General features: G+C 63.7%; 18 protein-coding genes. 8 read left to right on the top strand and 10 right to left on the bottom strand.

Features of this window, described 5'->3' with window-relative positions:
• The first annotated feature begins 47 nt into the window (after positions 1 to 47).
• The 4 genes from NY08_RS22110 to NY08_RS22125 are packed head-to-tail and all read left to right on the top strand — an operon-like array spanning position 48 to position 4196.
• Positions 48 to 977: an AurF N-oxygenase family protein gene (locus tag NY08_RS22110; protein WP_045200960.1), complete on the top strand. Its 930-nt coding sequence runs from the start codon at positions 48 to 50 to the stop codon at positions 975 to 977.
• Positions 974 to 1837 (top strand): diiron oxygenase, encoded by an 864-nt coding sequence (locus tag NY08_RS22115; protein ID WP_045198816.1) that lies wholly within the window; start codon positions 974 to 976, stop codon positions 1835 to 1837. Before NY08_RS22110 ends, NY08_RS22115 begins: the two co-directional genes overlap by 4 nt.
• Positions 1834 to 3348: a flavin-containing monooxygenase gene (locus NY08_RS22120; RefSeq protein WP_045198818.1), complete on the top strand. Its 1515-nt coding sequence runs from the start codon at positions 1834 to 1836 to the stop codon at positions 3346 to 3348. The genes NY08_RS22115 and NY08_RS22120 overlap by 4 nt, the downstream gene beginning before the upstream one ends.
• Complete coding sequence (locus tag NY08_RS22125; RefSeq protein ID WP_045198820.1) at positions 3345 to 4196, top strand: SDR family NAD(P)-dependent oxidoreductase; 852 nt, start codon at positions 3345 to 3347, stop codon at positions 4194 to 4196. Before NY08_RS22120 ends, NY08_RS22125 begins: the two co-directional genes overlap by 4 nt.
• 10 nt (positions 4197 to 4206) lie before the next feature.
• Here NY08_RS22125 and NY08_RS22130 read toward each other — a convergent pair whose 3' ends face one another.
• Together NY08_RS22130 and NY08_RS22135 are read right to left on the bottom strand one after the other, a co-directional pair.
• Entirely contained in the window at positions 4207 to 5592 is a 1386-nt protein-coding gene (locus NY08_RS22130) for an ABC1 kinase family protein (protein WP_045198822.1), read from the bottom strand.
• 3 nt (positions 5593 to 5595) lie between these two features.
• Positions 5596 to 6144 (bottom strand): carboxymuconolactone decarboxylase family protein, encoded by a 549-nt coding sequence (locus NY08_RS22135; RefSeq protein WP_045198824.1) that lies wholly within the window; start codon positions 6142 to 6144, stop codon positions 5596 to 5598.
• Between the two features lie 115 nt (positions 6145 to 6259).
• Between NY08_RS22135 and NY08_RS22140 the strand changes: the two genes are divergently transcribed.
• The gene (locus NY08_RS22140; RefSeq protein ID WP_200893244.1) at positions 6260 to 7159 is read left to right on the top strand and encodes an iron-siderophore ABC transporter substrate-binding protein; all 900 of its coding nucleotides are present in this window, start codon (positions 6260 to 6262) and stop codon (positions 7157 to 7159) included.
• A gap of 6 nt (positions 7160 to 7165) precedes the next feature.
• Here the strand turns inward: NY08_RS22140 and NY08_RS22145 are convergent, their stop codons facing one another.
• From NY08_RS22145 to urtA, 6 genes are all read right to left on the bottom strand, one after another.
• The gene (locus tag NY08_RS22145; protein WP_045198829.1) at positions 7166 to 7834 is read right to left on the bottom strand and encodes a GntR family transcriptional regulator; all 669 of its coding nucleotides are present in this window, start codon (positions 7832 to 7834) and stop codon (positions 7166 to 7168) included.
• A gap of 11 nt (positions 7835 to 7845) precedes the next feature.
• Positions 7846 to 8538: an urea ABC transporter ATP-binding subunit UrtE gene (gene urtE / locus NY08_RS22150; RefSeq protein ID WP_045198830.1), complete on the bottom strand. Its 693-nt coding sequence runs from the start codon at positions 8536 to 8538 to the stop codon at positions 7846 to 7848.
• On the bottom strand, positions 8531 to 9361 hold the full coding sequence (gene urtD / locus NY08_RS22155; RefSeq protein WP_032393822.1) for an urea ABC transporter ATP-binding protein UrtD: 831 nt from the start codon (positions 9359 to 9361) through the stop codon (positions 8531 to 8533). Before urtD ends, urtE begins: the two co-directional genes overlap by 8 nt.
• Positions 9358 to 10449: an urea ABC transporter permease subunit UrtC gene (gene urtC / locus NY08_RS22160; protein WP_045198832.1), complete on the bottom strand. Its 1092-nt coding sequence runs from the start codon at positions 10447 to 10449 to the stop codon at positions 9358 to 9360. Before urtC ends, urtD begins: the two co-directional genes overlap by 4 nt.
• Positions 10446 to 11330 (bottom strand): urea ABC transporter permease subunit UrtB, encoded by an 885-nt coding sequence (gene urtB / locus NY08_RS22165; RefSeq protein ID WP_045198834.1) that lies wholly within the window; start codon positions 11328 to 11330, stop codon positions 10446 to 10448. The genes urtC and urtB overlap by 4 nt, the downstream gene beginning before the upstream one ends.
• 72 nt (positions 11331 to 11402) lie before the next feature.
• Complete coding sequence (gene urtA, locus NY08_RS22170; RefSeq protein WP_032393825.1) at positions 11403 to 12680, bottom strand: urea ABC transporter substrate-binding protein; 1278 nt, start codon at positions 12678 to 12680, stop codon at positions 11403 to 11405.
• Between the two features lie 181 nt (positions 12681 to 12861).
• Here urtA and NY08_RS22175 point away from each other — a divergent pair, with 181 nt between their 5' ends.
• The 3 genes from NY08_RS22175 (at position 12862) to NY08_RS22185 (ending at position 14246) form a co-directional block, all read left to right on the top strand.
• Entirely contained in the window at positions 12862 to 13074 is a 213-nt protein-coding gene (locus NY08_RS22175; RefSeq protein WP_032393826.1) for a helix-turn-helix transcriptional regulator, read from the top strand.
• Positions 13071 to 13598 (top strand): hypothetical protein, encoded by a 528-nt coding sequence (locus tag NY08_RS22180; protein ID WP_045198837.1) that lies wholly within the window; start codon positions 13071 to 13073, stop codon positions 13596 to 13598. The genes NY08_RS22175 and NY08_RS22180 overlap by 4 nt, the downstream gene beginning before the upstream one ends.
• A gap of 321 nt (positions 13599 to 13919) precedes the next feature.
• The gene (locus NY08_RS22185) at positions 13920 to 14246 is read left to right on the top strand and encodes a hypothetical protein (protein WP_045200962.1); all 327 of its coding nucleotides are present in this window, start codon (positions 13920 to 13922) and stop codon (positions 14244 to 14246) included.
• A gap of 10 nt (positions 14247 to 14256) precedes the next feature.
• On the opposite strand, the gene NY08_RS22190 is transcribed toward NY08_RS22185, so the two are convergent.
• Entirely contained in the window at positions 14257 to 15303 is a 1047-nt protein-coding gene (locus NY08_RS22190) for an agmatine deiminase family protein (protein ID WP_045198839.1), read from the bottom strand.
• On the bottom strand, positions 15300 to 16286 hold the full coding sequence (locus NY08_RS22195) for a nitrilase-related carbon-nitrogen hydrolase (protein ID WP_045198841.1): 987 nt from the start codon (positions 16284 to 16286) through the stop codon (positions 15300 to 15302). The genes NY08_RS22190 and NY08_RS22195 overlap by 4 nt, the downstream gene beginning before the upstream one ends.
• Between the last annotated feature and the right edge of the window lie 11 nt (positions 16287 to 16297).

Genomic DNA, 16297 nt, shown 5'->3' on the forward strand with positions numbered 1-16297 from the left:
ATGAGCGAGTCGGTGGCGGGGATGCCGGATCGTCGCCGGGTCGGCTGATGACCGAGGACCAGTCGACCTCGCGTGCGAAGACAGTCGGACCGAGAGACAAAACGGCGCGAAGACTGCTGAAGTCGACTGCGAACAAGTTCTACGACGGCGAGGCCGACATCGATTGGGATGCTCCGATGGTCGACGGTATGCGCTGGATGCCCGAGCACCGAATCTCGCTGTATCGAACCAAGTTGTGGGACAAACTGACCGAAGAACAGCGTCGCGAACTGGGCCGCCACGAGATCGTCAGCATTCTGTCGTTCGGGATCTACGCCGAGGGCATTCTCAGTGCGAACCTGCTCCGGGTGTTCGGCAAGGGCACGTTCTCCGATCATTCGATGTACTCGATAGCCGAGGTCGGCGAGGAATCACGGCACTCGATCATGTTCGGCAAGCTCATCGAGAAGACCGGCTTGAAGCCGTACACGATGCCCAAAGCGGGTCTGCTGGTCTCGAAGATCGCGCAGTTCCTTCCGCTCGGTCCTGCCTCCTACGGCGGGACGCTCCTCATCGAGGAGGTTCTCGATCGTGCGCAGCGAGAGGCGCAGAACGATCCGGAGATGCAGCCTCACCTGCGCCAGATGATGCGAATCCACGTAATCGAGGAATCTCGGCACATCACGTACGCCCGCGAGGAAATGGTGCGGTCGATGCAGGCGACGAACCGGATCAATCGCGCGATCCATCGGGTGATCCTGGCGACCGTTGCCAACTTCACGTACATCGCACTGATCAATCCCCGGGTGTACCGATCGGTCGGAATCAATCCGATTCGTGGGATCGTGACCGCGATGGCGAGTCCCACCTACAAGACCAACATGCAGTTCTTCTCCGAACCGATGATCCGTTTCTTCGCCGAGGCCGGCATGTGCGAGGGCGTGGTGACCAGTCGCCTGTGGAAGATGACCCGTGCCATGCCGGACGATCTGGCATGACCGCACGCTCATCCGCTGTACAGTACGATCCGCATGTCGACATAGATTGGGAATCGTCCTGGGGCAGCGATGAATTCGCGCTTCCCCTCGAATCCGTGACCCTGTACGGAACACGCCGGTGGGAGAGGCTGTCCGACGAGAGTCGTCGCACCCTTGCTCTACACGAGGCAGTGAGCAGATGGAGCACCGTCGCGTACCTGACCGCGATGTTGACCGGGAATCAGCTCAGGCGCGTAGCGGAGGACGGTCTCAACACCGAGGCATGTCGCAATGCTCTCGAGGAGGTGGCCGGAAGTTCGCGCACCACGATCACCTTCGGGCGACTCGTTCGTGCCACGGCTCTCCCACCGTACAGGCCCCCGAGGGGAACGACGACGGCCGTCAAACTGCTGGGATTCCTGCCTCTGGGTGCGGCGTCGCATGCGTCGATCCTGCTGGTCGAAGAGACCTTCGCGCGGTCGATGCAGGGCGCGGTGACCGACCCGGGTATCGAAACCCATGTTCGCCAGGCCGTGAAATTGCATCGACTCGAGAGTGTCGGCCGTTTCGCTTCCGCTCGATCGGAAGTGCTTGCGGCCCAGCAGGGATCGAATAGAATCGTCCGTGCGTACAACCGATTTCTGCTGGCTATTCTTGCGAACGCGATTCTCCGTCTCGGTGTCTCGTTCGAGGTGTACCGAGCCGTCGGGATGAGTCCGCTTCGTGGTGCGCTCGCGTCCCGTCACCGGCGGGCCGCGCTCAGACGGCGGGATGCCGCCAGTGCCGTCGCGTTCTTCGAGTCGGCCGGGTTGCTCGAGGGGACGATCACCGCTGTGTTGTGGAGGATGACCGGCGTCGTGCCCTCGGAGGATCGGCGATGACGGTCCATCACACCGGGGTTCTGGTCATCGGCAGTGGCTTCTCCGGGTTGGGGATGGCGATCTCGCTCCGCACCCGCGGTCGCGACGACTTCCTCGTTCTGGAGAAGGCACAGTCCGTCGGGGGCACCTGGCGAGACAACACCTATCCGGGTTGCGCGTGCGACGTCCCGTCGCACATGTATTCGTACTCGTTCGAGCCCAACCCCGAATGGTCGCAGATGTGGTCTGCCCAACCGGAGATCCTGAGCTATCTACAACAGCTCTCGGTCAAGTATCGCCTGGACGACAACATTCGGTTCGGTGTCGAGTGCGACGGTGGCTTCTGGGACGAGAACGAGCACCGATGGCACATCACGACGACGAACGGTGACGAATACGTCGCTCAGTTCATCGTCTCCGGCATCGGAGCGCTGCACGTTCCCAACACTCCGGAGCTGCCGGGCATCGAGTCGTTCACGGGCACGGCCTTTCACTCGGCGCGGTGGGACCACGAGGTGGATCTGACCGGCAGGAAAGTGGCAGTCATCGGAACCGGTGCGAGCGCAGTGCAGTTCGTCCCGCAGATCGCAGAGACCGTCGGCGAACTACACCTGTATCAACGATCTCCCGCGTGGGTGCTCCCGAGGCGGAATTTTGACATCCCGACCGGTCTCCGACGACTCTTTCGTCGATCGGCGCTGGCGCGCAAGGTGTTCCGAAATTCGATCTACTGGTCTGCGGAGTCTCTCGCGATAGGCCTCAACGGGCATTCCAATCTCCTGCGTCCGGTCGAGGCAGCTGCACGCAGGTTCATCGAGCGAGAGGTATCGGATCCGGAGCTGCGCAAGAAATTGACCCCGAACTATCGCATCGGGTGCAAGCGATTGCTCGGATCCAACACGTATTACCGGGCGTTGACTCGGCCCGACACGGACGTGATCACCGACTCGATCGCGGAGGTACGCGAACGGTCGATCGTCGCCGCAGACGGGACCGAACGCGAGGTGGACGTCATCATCTACGCCACCGGTTTTCATGTCACCGATGGGTTCGACGGTCTGAACGTGGCCGGTATAGGTGGCCGGAAGCTGGTGCAGCACTGGCAAGAACACGGAATCGAGACTCATCTGGGAATCGTGGCCGCGGGATACCCCAACGCATTCTTCCTGCTCGGTCCCAACACCGGGCTCGGGCACAACTCCGTGGTGTTCATGATCGAACAACAGATCCGGTACGCCCTCTCGGTGATGGACTTCGTCCGGTCCAGTGCCGCCGACGCGGTGACGGTTCGGCAGCAGACACAGGACCGCTTCAACGCCGAGATCCAGGCGAAGCTGAACAAGGGCGTATGGAGCACGGGCGGCTGCACCAGTTGGTACCTCGATTCGCACGGTGCCAACCGGACGGTGTGGCCCGGATTCACCTGGCAGTACTGGCTTCGCACAAAGAAATTCGATCCGGCACAGTACGAATTCCTGCTCCCGACCGGAGCAGGAACCGACAGCGAGAATGTGGAAGAAGTGCGTATATGAAGAATTTCGAGAACAAGGTCGCCGTCGTGTCCGGTGCCGGTTCGGGGATCGGTCGCGCCCTCGCGCTCGATCTGGCGGAGCGTGGAGCGCAGCTTGCGCTGTCCGATATCGACGGCGAAGGACTCGGCGAAACCCTCGTTCTGTGCGAGAAGGTCGGAGCCCGCACGGTGACGTACGAGCTGGACGTGTCGGACCGGTCCGCCGTCCACACGCACGCGGATGCAGTGCTGAGCGAATTCGGACGCGTCAATTTCGTCGCCAACAATGCCGGCGTCGCGTTGGGTGCCGATGTGGTCGACATGACCTGGGACGATTTCGAGTGGGTCATGAACATCGACTTCTGGGGAGTTGCCAACGGTACCAAGGCTTTTCTGCCTGCCCTGATCGAGTCGGGTGAGGGTCACCTCGTCAACGTCTCCAGCGTGTTCGGCCTGATGGGCATTCCAGGTCAGAGTGCCTACAATTCCGCGAAATTCGCTGTTCGGGGATTCACCGAAGCATTGCGTCAGGAAATGAAGATCGCTCGACACCCTGTCGGAGTGACGTGCGTGCATCCGGGCGGCATCAAGACCAACATCGTGGCCAACGCCCGCGGAATGGACGACCTCGGCACACCCGACGAAGCCTCGCGTCGATTCCAACAGATCGCGCTGACCACACCGACGAGGGCCGCCAAGGTGATCCTCGCGGGAGTGGAGAAGAACAAGCCGCGCGTTCTGATCGGCCCCGACGCCCGCGCTTTCGATCTGATTCCGAGACTCGTGGGTCCGCGCTATCAGGACATCCTGGCCCCGCTCGGTCGGCTCGGCCGGTCGGCGGGAAACAAGCGCGCCGGGGTGACGAAGTAGCGGCGCAGCGTCAGCGGTTCTGCTCGCCCCGCCACCGCAACTCGGCAACACCGAGTTCGGTGACCGGGGCGTCGCCGTAGATCCATTCGCGAGCGATTCCGTGCCAGTTGGCCGTCGCCTCGAGCTGCCCCAGAACGCCGAACGTCATGAAATCGGCTCGACGGGAGAACAGGTGCTCGGCAGGAAGGTTCTGCCGCTTCATTCCGGTGAATTGTCCACCGCGTGGGTCGATCGCGAGCATCAGCCCACTCGACGCCAACGACGGTGTCACCGTCATGACCCGATCGACGAGATTCCATTCCGACGCCGCGAAGACGTACTCCAGACATTCGTCCGCGGTGACGCCGGCGGTGGCGTCGACGATACCCCGGGCGATCATCGCGGCGAGCAGGTCCACGCCGCGTTCTTCCGACGCCATCCTCAGACAGTCGAGCTCGAACTCGACGTGCTCTCGTCGCATGCGGTTGAAGAGACCGAAGTCGATGAACCCGACGCGACCGTCGTTGCCGAGCAACATGTTTCCCGGATGCGGATCACCGCAGAATTCGTCGTACCGATACAGCGAACCGATGTAGAAGCGGTAGACGATCTCGCCGATGCGATCGCGTTCGGCGGCGGGTAGTGACCGAATTCGATCGAACGCGATGCCGTCGAAGAACTCGGTGACGAGAACTCGGCGGGTACACATGCCCTCGATCGCGTCGGGCACAGCGAGAAACGGGTGGTTGCGGAATCGATCGGCCAGGATCGATTGGGTGCGCGCCTCTTCCAGGTAGTCGAGTTCGCGTTCGAAATTCAGACGCAATTCCTCGACGAGCTCCGGCTCGGCCACCGCGGGAAGAGCGTTGCGCCAGAACTTCAGAAACAGTGCGAGGTTCTTCATGTCGGCGCGCACCGCGTCGTCGACTCCGGGGTACTGGACCTTGACGGCGACGACTCGGCCGTCGTGCAGGCGAGCGCGGTAGACCTGGCCGATCGAGGCGGCGGCGATCGGATCTCGGTCGAACTCGGCGAAGAGGTTGGCGACGGTGTCGCCCAGATCCGTTTCGACGACGGCGCGCATCGCGTCGAAGTCGACTTCCGGGGCTCGGTCGCGAAGTGCGGCGAGCTTGTCCTGGAACCGTTGTCGATGGTGCTCGGGGACCAGGGCGGGATCGAGTACCGAGAACATCTGGCCCAGCTTCATCGCTGCGCCCTTCATGCTGCCGAGCACGGTCACCAGCTGATCGGCCGCCTGCACCGAGGCTTTCTCCGAGATCCGATCGCGCACCGCTTCCGACCGTCCGACCATCGACATGCGGGCTCCCGCGGTGCGGACCGCCTGGCCGGCCGCTGCGCGTCCCAGCGCGGCACCCCGTGCGGTACGCGAGGTGGGGATCGGGCGGTCGGCGGACACCCTCTACCGTTCGGTGTAGTCGCGTTCGACGCGCAGGGTCGCGAGAGTGGTTGCCAGCCCGTCGTATTGGGTGACCAGCAGGACGAATTCGATGAGCCTGCGCTCGTCGAACTGGGTGGCGAGTTCGTTCCAGGTCGCGTCGGAGAGAATCTTGGTGGCGATGAGTTCGTCGACCGCGGTCAGGATGGTCCGATACCGCGTCGACAGGCCTGGTGCGTCGGGTCCGGTCTTGATCAGCTCGAGCAGATCGCGGTCGATACCCGCGCGCTTGCCGAGCCGGATGTGATGATCCATCTCGTAGGCGGACTCTCGTATGTGAGCCACGCGCAGGATCACCATCTCGGTTTCCTTGCGGGAGATCTTGCCGGCCGGCATCAGGTGCCCGCTGTAGAACAGCCAGGCTCGGAACAGTCCGCCGGTGCGCCCGAGGGTGGTGAACAGATGAGGATTGGGCACCCCCGCACCTTTGGCGATCACCTTGCAGATGACCCAGTTGACGGGTCCGAGAGTTCTGGCGGTACCGGACGGAATGCGTGGAGTGGTCACAGCCACACCGTACCCACTGGACGGCCGGGCGTCACCGGGTCGACAAAGGATAGGCTAGCCTCTTTGTGATTCCAGACAATGCAGCCATGGAGGACCCTTGACCAAGTCTCACAACCGCATCATGACCCTCGCTCTGGCCGTCGCCCTCGGCGTGGCTGCGACGGCGTGTTCGTCCACCGAGGCCGGCTCCGACGCCGACGGCGGCGCGACGCGCTCGGTCGAGACCGTCCGGGGAACGGTCGAGGTTCCCGAGAACCCGCTGCGCATCGTCACGCTCGAGCCGGTCGAACTCGACACCACCGTCGCCCTCGGCGTCGTACCCGTCGGGACCGCGGTGCTCAGCGAGGCGAGCGGCGTGCCGTCGTACCTCGGTACCGAAGCCGCGAACATCGCCACCGTCGGCACCGTTGCCGAACCGACCATCGAGGACATCGCGGCTCTGCAACCGGATCTCATCCTGGGCACGGAGACTCGGCATGCCGACTACTACGACCAACTCGCCGCCGTGGCGCCGACGGTGTTCATGGCCTCCCAATCCGATCCGTGGCGCGACAACGTCCGGTTCGTCGGACGCACTCTCGGCAAGGAGGACACTGCGGAGCAACTGCTCACCGCGTACGACGATCGGTGTGCCGAGATCGCCGAGAAACACGACACCGCTGGGAAAACGGCACAGTTGATCCGCCCCCGCGCGGGCGAACTGACCCTCTACGGGCCGACGTCGTTCGCCGGGAGCACGCTCGAGTGCGCAGGCTTCACCACCCCGCCGAGGCCGGAATGGGCCGACGAGATCTCGGTCGACCTCTCGCCCGAGCTGGCAGCTCAGGCGGCCGCGGATCTGATCGTCGTCACCGCCTCGGACCCGTCGGACCCCGCAGCGATACCGGAGTCGATCACCGCCAACGCGGCCGTACTGCCGAATCCACACGCGGTGGACCTGTCGTACTGGATCACCGGCGTCGGACCCAAGGGCGGACAGACCGTGCTCGACGACATCGATCGGATTCTCTCGGAGAATTGATCCGAGTCACATCCGGACCGCGCCCGCCAGCGCCGCAGCTTGCTCGGCCCGCTCGACCACCAGGTCGCGTGAGGAATCGATATGTGCCAGTAGCAGTTCCAGTGCCGAGTCCAAGGTCCCGGCGAGGACACGTTCGACGATGTCGATGTGTTGATCGATCGCCGAGACGACGGCTGCGGCGGTGAGTCCGCCGAGTATCCGAACCGGACGCACCTTGGCATTCACGGTGCACAGTGCCTCGGTCAGAGCAGGGTTGCCCGAGGCAGCCAACAAGGTGACGTGGAAGTTCTCGTCGAGCGAGACCAGATCGTCGGTGGTGTCGGGTGGGTCGGCCCGCAAACCGATCCAGGTGTCCAACAGGTGCGACAACGACGACCGATCGACCGGGTGCGACATCGATCGGATGATGCCCCGGGCTTCGAGAGTCGACCGGAGCTCGTAGAGATCGGGGAGATCGCCGATCCGGGGGCGATAGGCGTGCAGGCCGGCCTCGTCGCGGGTGACGAGGCCGTCGGCCTGCAGCCGCGCCAGCGCCTCGCGCACCGGAGTGCGTGAGACACCGTACAGCTCGGCGAGACGCTCCTCGCCGAGCCGTTCGGTGGAGCTGATGGCACCGGAGATCAGATCCCGGCGCAGTGACGAATAGACCTTCTCGCGAAGGTCCTTGCGCGGCACGATGGGTCCGGTCAGATCGCCATGGCTGCGCGGACGTCCGCCTCGGACTCGCTCCCGCCCACGCCGGTGGACGTGATGCGGCCGGCCTCGAGGATGTAGTAGTTCTGCGCCGACTCGAGGGCGAAGCCGATGTGCTGCTCCACCAACAACACTCCCAATCCTCCGCGTCGAGTGAGTTCGATGACGGTTCGTTCGATCTCGGCGACGACCGACGGCTGAATGCCCTCGGTCGGCTCGTCCAGAATCAACATCCGCGGTTCGGTGATCAGTGCCCGTGCGATCGCGAGCTGTTGGCGCTGACCACCCGAGAGCAATCCCGCTCTGCGACCGAGCAACTCCTTCAACGCCGGAAACAGATCGAGTGCCTCGTCGACGAGTGCCTTGCCACGCTTGCGACCGTCGGCGACGACCTGCAGATTCTCGGCCGTCGTCAACTGGCCGAACGACTGCTGACCCTGCGGCACATACGCGAGTCCGCGGGCGACGCGGGCGCTGGGACGCAACGCGCTCACGTCTTCGCCGTCGAACATGACCTTGCCGGAGTCGACCTTGAGCAACCCCACCGCAGCCCGCAGCAGAGTGGTCTTGCCCGCACCGTTGTGTCCCATCACCGCCGCGACACCGTCGGCCGGAACCGTCAGCGACGCACCGTGAATCACTTCGCTGCGTCCGTAGCCGGTACGCACATCGACCAGTTCAAGCATGGTCGGCTCCTTCCTCTGCGATCTGGTCGAGTTCCTCGCCCGCAGCTGCGGTGCCGAGATAGACCTCTTGGACTTTCGGATCTGCCTGTACCTCGGCCACCGTGCCCTCGGCCAGAACACGTCCGGCAGCCAACACCGTCACCGAGGTGGCGAACATACGCATGAAGTCCATGTCGTGCTCGACGACGACGACGGTCCGCTCACCACCGATTCGCTGCAGCAGTTGGCCGGTTTCCTCGCGCTCCTCGTGGCTCATGCCTGCGACCGGCTCGTCGAGCAGGAGCACGTCTGCGTTCTGCACCAACAGCATTCCGATCTCGAGCCACTGCTTCTGCCCGTGCGCGAGAATTCCCGCGGGCTTGTCGCGCTCGGCCGTCAGGCCGGTGGTCTCGAGGGCCTCCTCGATCTGGGGGAGTACCGATCCTCGACGACGCAGCATCGTCAGCACGGACCGACCGGATCCGGCGGCGATATCCAGGTTCTGCAATACCGTCAGATTCTCGAAGATGCTGGCGGTCTGGAAGGTTCGGCCGATGCCGAGGCGGGCGATCTGATGCACCTTCTTGCCGAGCAGTTCGACCCCGGACTTGGTGACCGAGCCGGTGGCCGGGACGAGGCCGGTGATGGCGTCGATCAGGGTGGTCTTGCCTGCACCGTTGGGCCCGATGAGGAAGCGCAGATCGCCCTGCATCAGCGTCAGGTCGACGTTGGTGTTGGCTTTGAAACCGTCGAAACTGACTGTCAGATCTCGTACTTCGAGATACTGACTCGACATGCCGGCGTTGCCGCCGAACGTGGGTTGCGGACCTTCGACATGAATCATCGCGTCAGTTCCTTCTCTGGCTCTTCGCTCGGTTCGGGAACCGGTTCGGATTCCTGCTTTCGTTTGCGCAGCGCGAACAGTCCCGCGATACCGGCGGGGAAGAACCCGACGACCACCACGAACAGCAGACCCTGCGCGTACGTCCAGCCGGACGGGAACTGCTCGGACAGTGTGGTCTGAGCCCAGGCGACGCCGAGCGCGCCGAGGACCGGGCCGAGCAGGGTGGTGCGACCGCCGATCGCCACACCGATGAGGAACGCGATGGACGGGACGATGCCGACGTCGTTGGGGGAGATGATGCCGACGATCGGAACGAACAGTGCGCCTGCGAGACCCGCGAAGAACGCCGCGGCCACGTAGGCCACGATCTTGACGTTGGCGGGGTCGTATCCGAGGAACCGCACGCGCTCCTCCTGATCCCGCACCGCGACCAGCAGTTCGCCGTAGCGCGAGTACATGAGCTGGCGGGTGATGGCGACGACCACGAGCAGTACGCCTGCGGCGATGAAGAACAGCATCTGCTTGTTCGCGGGGTCGTTGAGATTGAACCCGAAGAACGTGCGGAACCTGTTGAGGCCGTTGGAGCCGCCCGTGGTCTGCTGACCGATGAGCAGAATCGCGAACGCGGCGGCGAGTGCCTGGCTGAGGATCGCGAAGTACGCGCCCTTGACCCGACGCTTGAACACGCCGAGACCGAGTACCAGTGCCACCAGGGCCGGCAGGAACAGAATGCCCAGGATCGTGGTGATCGGTGAGGTGAACGGCACCCAGTACGACGGCAGTTCACGGATGCCTGCGATCGACATGAAGTCCGGTACGTCGTCGCCGCGGAGATCGGCGTCGGAGATCTTCAGATGCATGGCCATGATGTAGGCCCCGATGCCGAAGAAGACGCCCTGACCGAGAGTGAGCATTCCGCCTCGGCCACAGGCCAATCCGATACCGACGGCCACGATCGCGTAACAGATGAACTTGCCCAGCAGGTTCAGCCGGAAGTCGCTGAGAACGGCCGGAGCGACGGCGAACAGCAGGATCGCGGCGAGCGCGAATCCCAGTAGGGCACCGCGCTTGGCGATGAACTCGCTCATACCAGGCTCCTTGTCTTGACGGCGAACAAGCCTTGCGGGCGGGCCTGCAGGAAGATCACGATGAGCACGAACACGATGACCTTGGCGATCGAGGCCGTGGTGCTGTACTCGATGAACGAGTTGAGAATCCCGAGGGCGAAGGCCGCGATGACCGCACCCTTGATCTGGCCGAGTCCGCCGACCACTACCACCAGGAAGGCGTCGATCAGATAGCTCTGTCCCACAGTGGAACTGGTGGAACCGATCAGGGTGAGCGCGACGCCCGCGACACCGGCGAGACCGGAACCGAGGAAGAACGTCGAGATATCCGTCCTACGGCTCGAGATACCCGAGGTCTCCGCGAGATCACGGTTCTGCACCACCGCACGGATGCGTCGACCCATTGCGGTCTTCTTCAGTGCCATCGACAGTGCGAGAACGGCGACGATCGCGAGCACGAGGATGAAGATTCTGGTCTTGGGAACCACGGCACCGAAAATGTCGACGCCGCCGCTGAGCCATCCCGGGGAGACGACGTTGACCGCGGGTGCTCCGAAGATGTCGCGAGCGAGCTGCTGCAGGATGAGCCCGACGCCGAACGTGACGAGCAGGGTGTCGAGTGGTCGGTGGTACATGCGCTGAATCAGCGTGACCTCCAACAAGACTCCCATTGCACCGCCGACGAGGAAGCCGACGATCAGAGAGATGAACAGTGATGCGCCGCCGGTGGAGACGATCTGCTGCACCACGTAGGCCGTGTACGAGCCGGCCATGATGAACTCGCCGTGCGCCATGTTGATGACGCCCATCTGACCGAATGTCAGTGAGAGCCCGAGGGCGGCGAGGAGAAGAATGGATCCGATCGACAGGCCGGTGAACAACTGTCCGATCACGACGTCCATAGGGGAGCTCCTTCGGAGCATGTGAGTGGAACTTCGTAGCAGGCTACGAAGTTCCACTCACATGGGTGGTGGTCAGTTGAGGTCGGCGGCCCAGTCGTAGGTCTCCAGGAACGGGTCGGGTGCGATCGCTTCGGGGGATTCCCACACCGTGTAGATCAGTCCGTCGGGGCGGATCTCACCGATGCGAGCGGTCTTGGAGATGTGGTGGTTGTCCCCGTCGATGACGACCTCGCCCTCGGGAGCGGCGAAGCTGACGCCGTCGGCCGCAGCCTGAATGTCGGCCACGGCAAAGGAATCGGCCTTCTCGACGGTGTTCTTCCACAGGTAGACCGAGGTGTACGCGGCTTCCATGGGGTCCGAGGTCGGCTTGTCGGCACCGTACTTCGCCTTGTAGTCGGCGACGAACTTGTTGTTCTCCGGGGTGTCGACGGTCTGGTAGTAGTTCCAGGCGGTCAGCTGACCCTCGATGTTGGCCGCACCGATACCGGCGACTTCCTCTTCGGCGATGGAGACCGAGATGACCGGCATGTCAGCAGCTTTGAGGCCGGCGTTGGTGTACTCGCGGAAGAACGCGACGTTCGAATCGCCGTTGAGGGTGTTGAACACCGCATCGGCGTCGGCGGAGCGCACCTTGTTGACGATGGTGGAGAAATCCGTCGAACCGAGCGGGGTGTAGTCCTCACCCTTGATCTCGATACCGTTCGCGGCAGCGTATGCCTTGATCTCGCGGTTGGCGGTCTGCGGGAAGACGTAGTCGCTGCCCACCAGGTAGAGGGACTTGACGCCCTTCTCCTTCAGGTAGTCCAGCGCCGGAATGATCTGCTGGTTGGTGGTGGCACCGGTGTAGAAGATGTTCTTCGACGCCTCGAGTCCCTCGTACTGCACCGGGTAGTAGAGGAGAGCGTCGTTGTCCTCGAACACGGGCAGCATGGCCTTACGGCTCGACGAGGTCCAGCCGCCGAATACCGCTGCGACACAGTCGCTGCTGATCAGCTTCTCGGCCTTCTCGGCGAACACCGTCGGCTCGGATGCGCCGTCCTCGGCGACGATCTCGATCTGCTTGCCGTTGACTCCGCCGGCCGCGTTGATCTGTTCGACGGCCAGTGCGATCGAATCGCGAACAGTCACTTCGCTGATCGCCATGGTGCCGGACAGGGAGTTGAGCGAGCCGACCTTGATGGTGTCACCGGAGGTGTCGACACACGAGGTGGCAGAACCGCCGCCGCCGTCGGCAGAGGTGGTGTCGCTGGCCTTGCTCCCGCATGCGGTGGCGACCAGGCTCAATGCAGCCAGCGCTGCGGGAACGACCATGACGCGCTTGACGGACATGCGCTTCGAGACAGCAGGCATCTACGGCCCTTTCGGAAGTTTTGTATACGGAGTTGTATTCGCGATTGCGAACAGTAAAGGCCGCGTATTGCGTTGGTATTTTCTGCGGTGACGAGTCTGTTTCCCGCGTTACGCAGACGTAAATGCCTTCAAATGACAAGCAGGCTTGACAAAAAATGACAAGCAGAGTTGACTTTCACGTATGTCCGGAACGAACAACGTTCGCGCACATCGCAAACAGGCACGCATCACCCAAGCCGAACTCGGCAGCATCTGCGGCGTGAGCCGTCAGAGCATCGTCTCCGTCGAAGGCGGCGACTATGCGCCGAGCGTCTACCTGGCGCTGCGATTGGCCCGCGCACTCGATACGACAGTGGAGACACTGTTCGGAGACGAAGGAGAGGAAGAATCATGAGCGCATTCGTCAGAGCCGCTCGATTCGTCGGCGACCTCGACGACGAGTTCTACACCGACGAACTCCAACGCGACGCCTGGAACGAAGCCTCGGCCGTCGGATTCCAATCGCTGCTGTGGATCGGACTTATCGCCGCGGCGATCCTGCCCTACGCGGCGGGAGTCACCGGGGCGTGGATTGCGATCGGGATCATCGTCGCGCTCCTCACTGTCGCCTTCGTGGTCATCGGGTATGCCCGGGCTCGGGGGGTCGACATGTACACGGTGCAGAAGCTTCGGCGGCCGCGGATGGCGATCGTCGGCGTTCTGTATCTCTTGGGCTTCGGTGGTGTGCTGGTGCGATTGCTCGTTCAGGGCGGTGACGTCGGTGTGTCGACCTGGATCGGCGTGGCCGCCGGAGCGGCTCTGGGAGCAACGGCCGCTGCGCTCGGTGTCAAAGGGCACCAGCGTCGGAAGCACAACGCCGAGCTCGCCGCCGAGAAGGCCGAACTGCTCGGCTTCGAGGAAACGGACAGACCTCACTAGCCGGACGGCGCGTACGCGGATTACAGGGTGCAAAGATACGTAAAGATATCGGTTCGATCAGTCCGCTCGCAGATCCGCGGTCCGGGGGGTATGTTCTGACCGGTGACATCGAGATTCCCTGGATGTGCGCGGCTGTGGGTGGGCTGGTCGGAGGCGGGTTCGTAACGCGGACGGTTCGGCCCTCGATGTAAAGAGAGGCTCGGGGCGAGGCCGATGACGGCGTGTGAAACCAATCCGTCTTCAACCGCGCCACGAACTACCGTTGAGACCACGTCGGGCGTTCACCTCAGGGTGGAGTACACAAACAGGGAAGTCGAGGCCGTGCGCAGAGACAAGAGTTACCTCAGACTCGTCGGATCGAGCACGCCGGAGCCCACCATCGAGGTTGTCGGCGGACCGAAGGCCATCACCGTTCACGTCGAGAACGTTCTGCCGGGTCAGATGTGCGAAGTTCTTCACAACGGGATGCTGTCGCTGAGTCAGCGCGTGATCGTGGGCGAGAACGCCACCGGCATCACCATCACCACGTTCAACCTCAAGCAGGGTGAATACAACGTCTCCCTGCGTCTCGACGGACGCCTGGATTGCGTGACCGAAGCGCACACCGTCACCGTCGGCGAGCAGCTCGAGGTTCGTCGCAGCTCGTAGGACCCGACTGTCAGCCGAGATTCCTCGCCGAAGGCTGGTGCTGGGTGATGCAGTGGATCCCACCGCCTCGCTCGAACAGTGGCCTCGCGTCCACGGTCACCACGTCCCGGCCCGGGTACGCCTCGCGCAGGATCGCTGCCGCGTCGGCGTCGGACGGGTCGTCGTAACTGCAGGCGATCACGCCGCCGTTGACCACCAGATGATTGATGTAGCTGTAGTCGACGAAGCCGTCGGCATCTCGCAGCGTCCGCGGAGCAGGCACCTCCACGATGTTCCAATCCTCACCCGAGCCGTCGTGGGTGGCACGCAAGGCGTCGACGATCAGTGAACTGACCTCGTAGTCGGGGTGAGCCCTGTCGTGTTGCCGATGCACCAGCACCGTTCCCGGCGACGGGACGGCCGCGACGATGTCGACATGCCCGCGAGTACCGAAACGCATGGAATCGCGCGTCAGTCCGCGCGGCAGCCAGATGACGTGCCGCGCACCGATGGTTCGTGCGAGTTCCGCTTCGACGTCGGCTTTCGACAGTCCGGGGTTGCGGCCCGGATCGAGTTGCACGGTTTCGGTCACCAGCACCGTGCCCGCGCCGTCGACCGCGATGCCGCCGCCCTCGTTGACCATCGGCGACGTGATTCGCTGTACTGCAGCCTGATTCGCCACGAACTCGCCGATACGGCTGTCCTTGTCCCACTGCGCCCAGTCCTGTGCACCCCAGCCGTTGAAGACCCAGTCGACGGCGGCGACCGAACCGTCCTGTGCATGAACGAATGTCGGACCGATATCGCGCATCCAGGCGTCGTTCAACGGTGCTTCGACGATGTCGATGTCACGCGAGAGGTACGTCGATGCGACGGCGCGTTCGGCCGGATCGACGACGACGGTCACCGGCTCGAATTCGGCAACGGCGTGGGCGACGGCAGCCCACGTCGAGCGGGCCTCGTGCTTGGCCTCCGGGTCGTCGCCGAGTGAGTATCCCTCGCAGGGGAACGCCATCCACACCTTGTCCTGCGGCGCGGTCTCCGACGGCATCGTGAACGTCGTTGCGGCGGTGTTCATTTGACCACTGGTGTCGCGGCGTGTCCGTCACCGTACGGTGCGTCGGCGTTCACCGGCTCGGTGAGGCGGCCGTACGTGTCGGGTCTGCGTGTGAGGAGGAAGGGGAACAGCTCCAACCATTCTCGACGCTGATCGAGGTCGAGATCCGCGACGAGGACGGCCGATTCGTCGCGGGGTGCCTGAACCAGGATGCGGCCGTAGGGATCGGAGATGAACGACGAACCGTAGAAGGTGATCTCGCCTTCGTCGCCGCAGCGGTTGGGTACCACCATGAACAGGCCGTTCGAGATGCCGTGGCCGACGATGACGTGTTGCCACAGCGGTTGGGTGTCGAAGGCCGGGAACGAGGGCTCGGACCCGATGGCCGTCGGATACGCGAGAATTTCCGCGCCGCCGAGTGCGTAACTGCGCGCGACCTCGGGGAACCACTCGTCCCAGCAGGTGGGCAGGCCCACTCTGGCACCGCCGAGTTCCGCCGGGGAGTACACGGGATACGGGTCCTCGGCCGGACCGGCGCGGAAGTAGGTGTCCTCGTAGTACCCGGCCGAGATGGGGATGTGCAGCTTTCTGGTTCGCGCCAGCAGTTCGCCCGTCGGTGAGACCATGATGGCGGAATTGAAGCCCAATCCGTCCGCTGCTTCGGACTTCTCGTACAGCGAAGCATGGATCACGATGCCGTTCGCGGCTGCGGCCTCGGCAGCGAGTGTGAACGTGGGCCCGGTCAGCAGATCCTCGGCTTCTTTGCCCGGGTTGGCTCCGGCACGGGTGTCCGCAGGGTAGCGCAGCAGGGTGATCTCGGGCAGGAAGACGACCTTCGCCCCGAGGTTCGCGGCGGCGGAGATGGCCTCGAGCAATTCGGCTTTCAACGCCGCGGCATCGGGGTTCCAGCGATGCTGAACCAACCCCACGCGGAGCGGTGCCCGATCGGTCGGGGTGGTGCGGGTCAGGGCCTCGGGCGCGGTGAGTGCGGTGATCGTCAGCATGGGACCTCCGA

This window comes from Rhodococcus sp. B7740 (assembly GCF_000954115.1).
Lineage (GTDB): Bacteria > Actinomycetota > Actinomycetes > Mycobacteriales > Mycobacteriaceae > Rhodococcoides.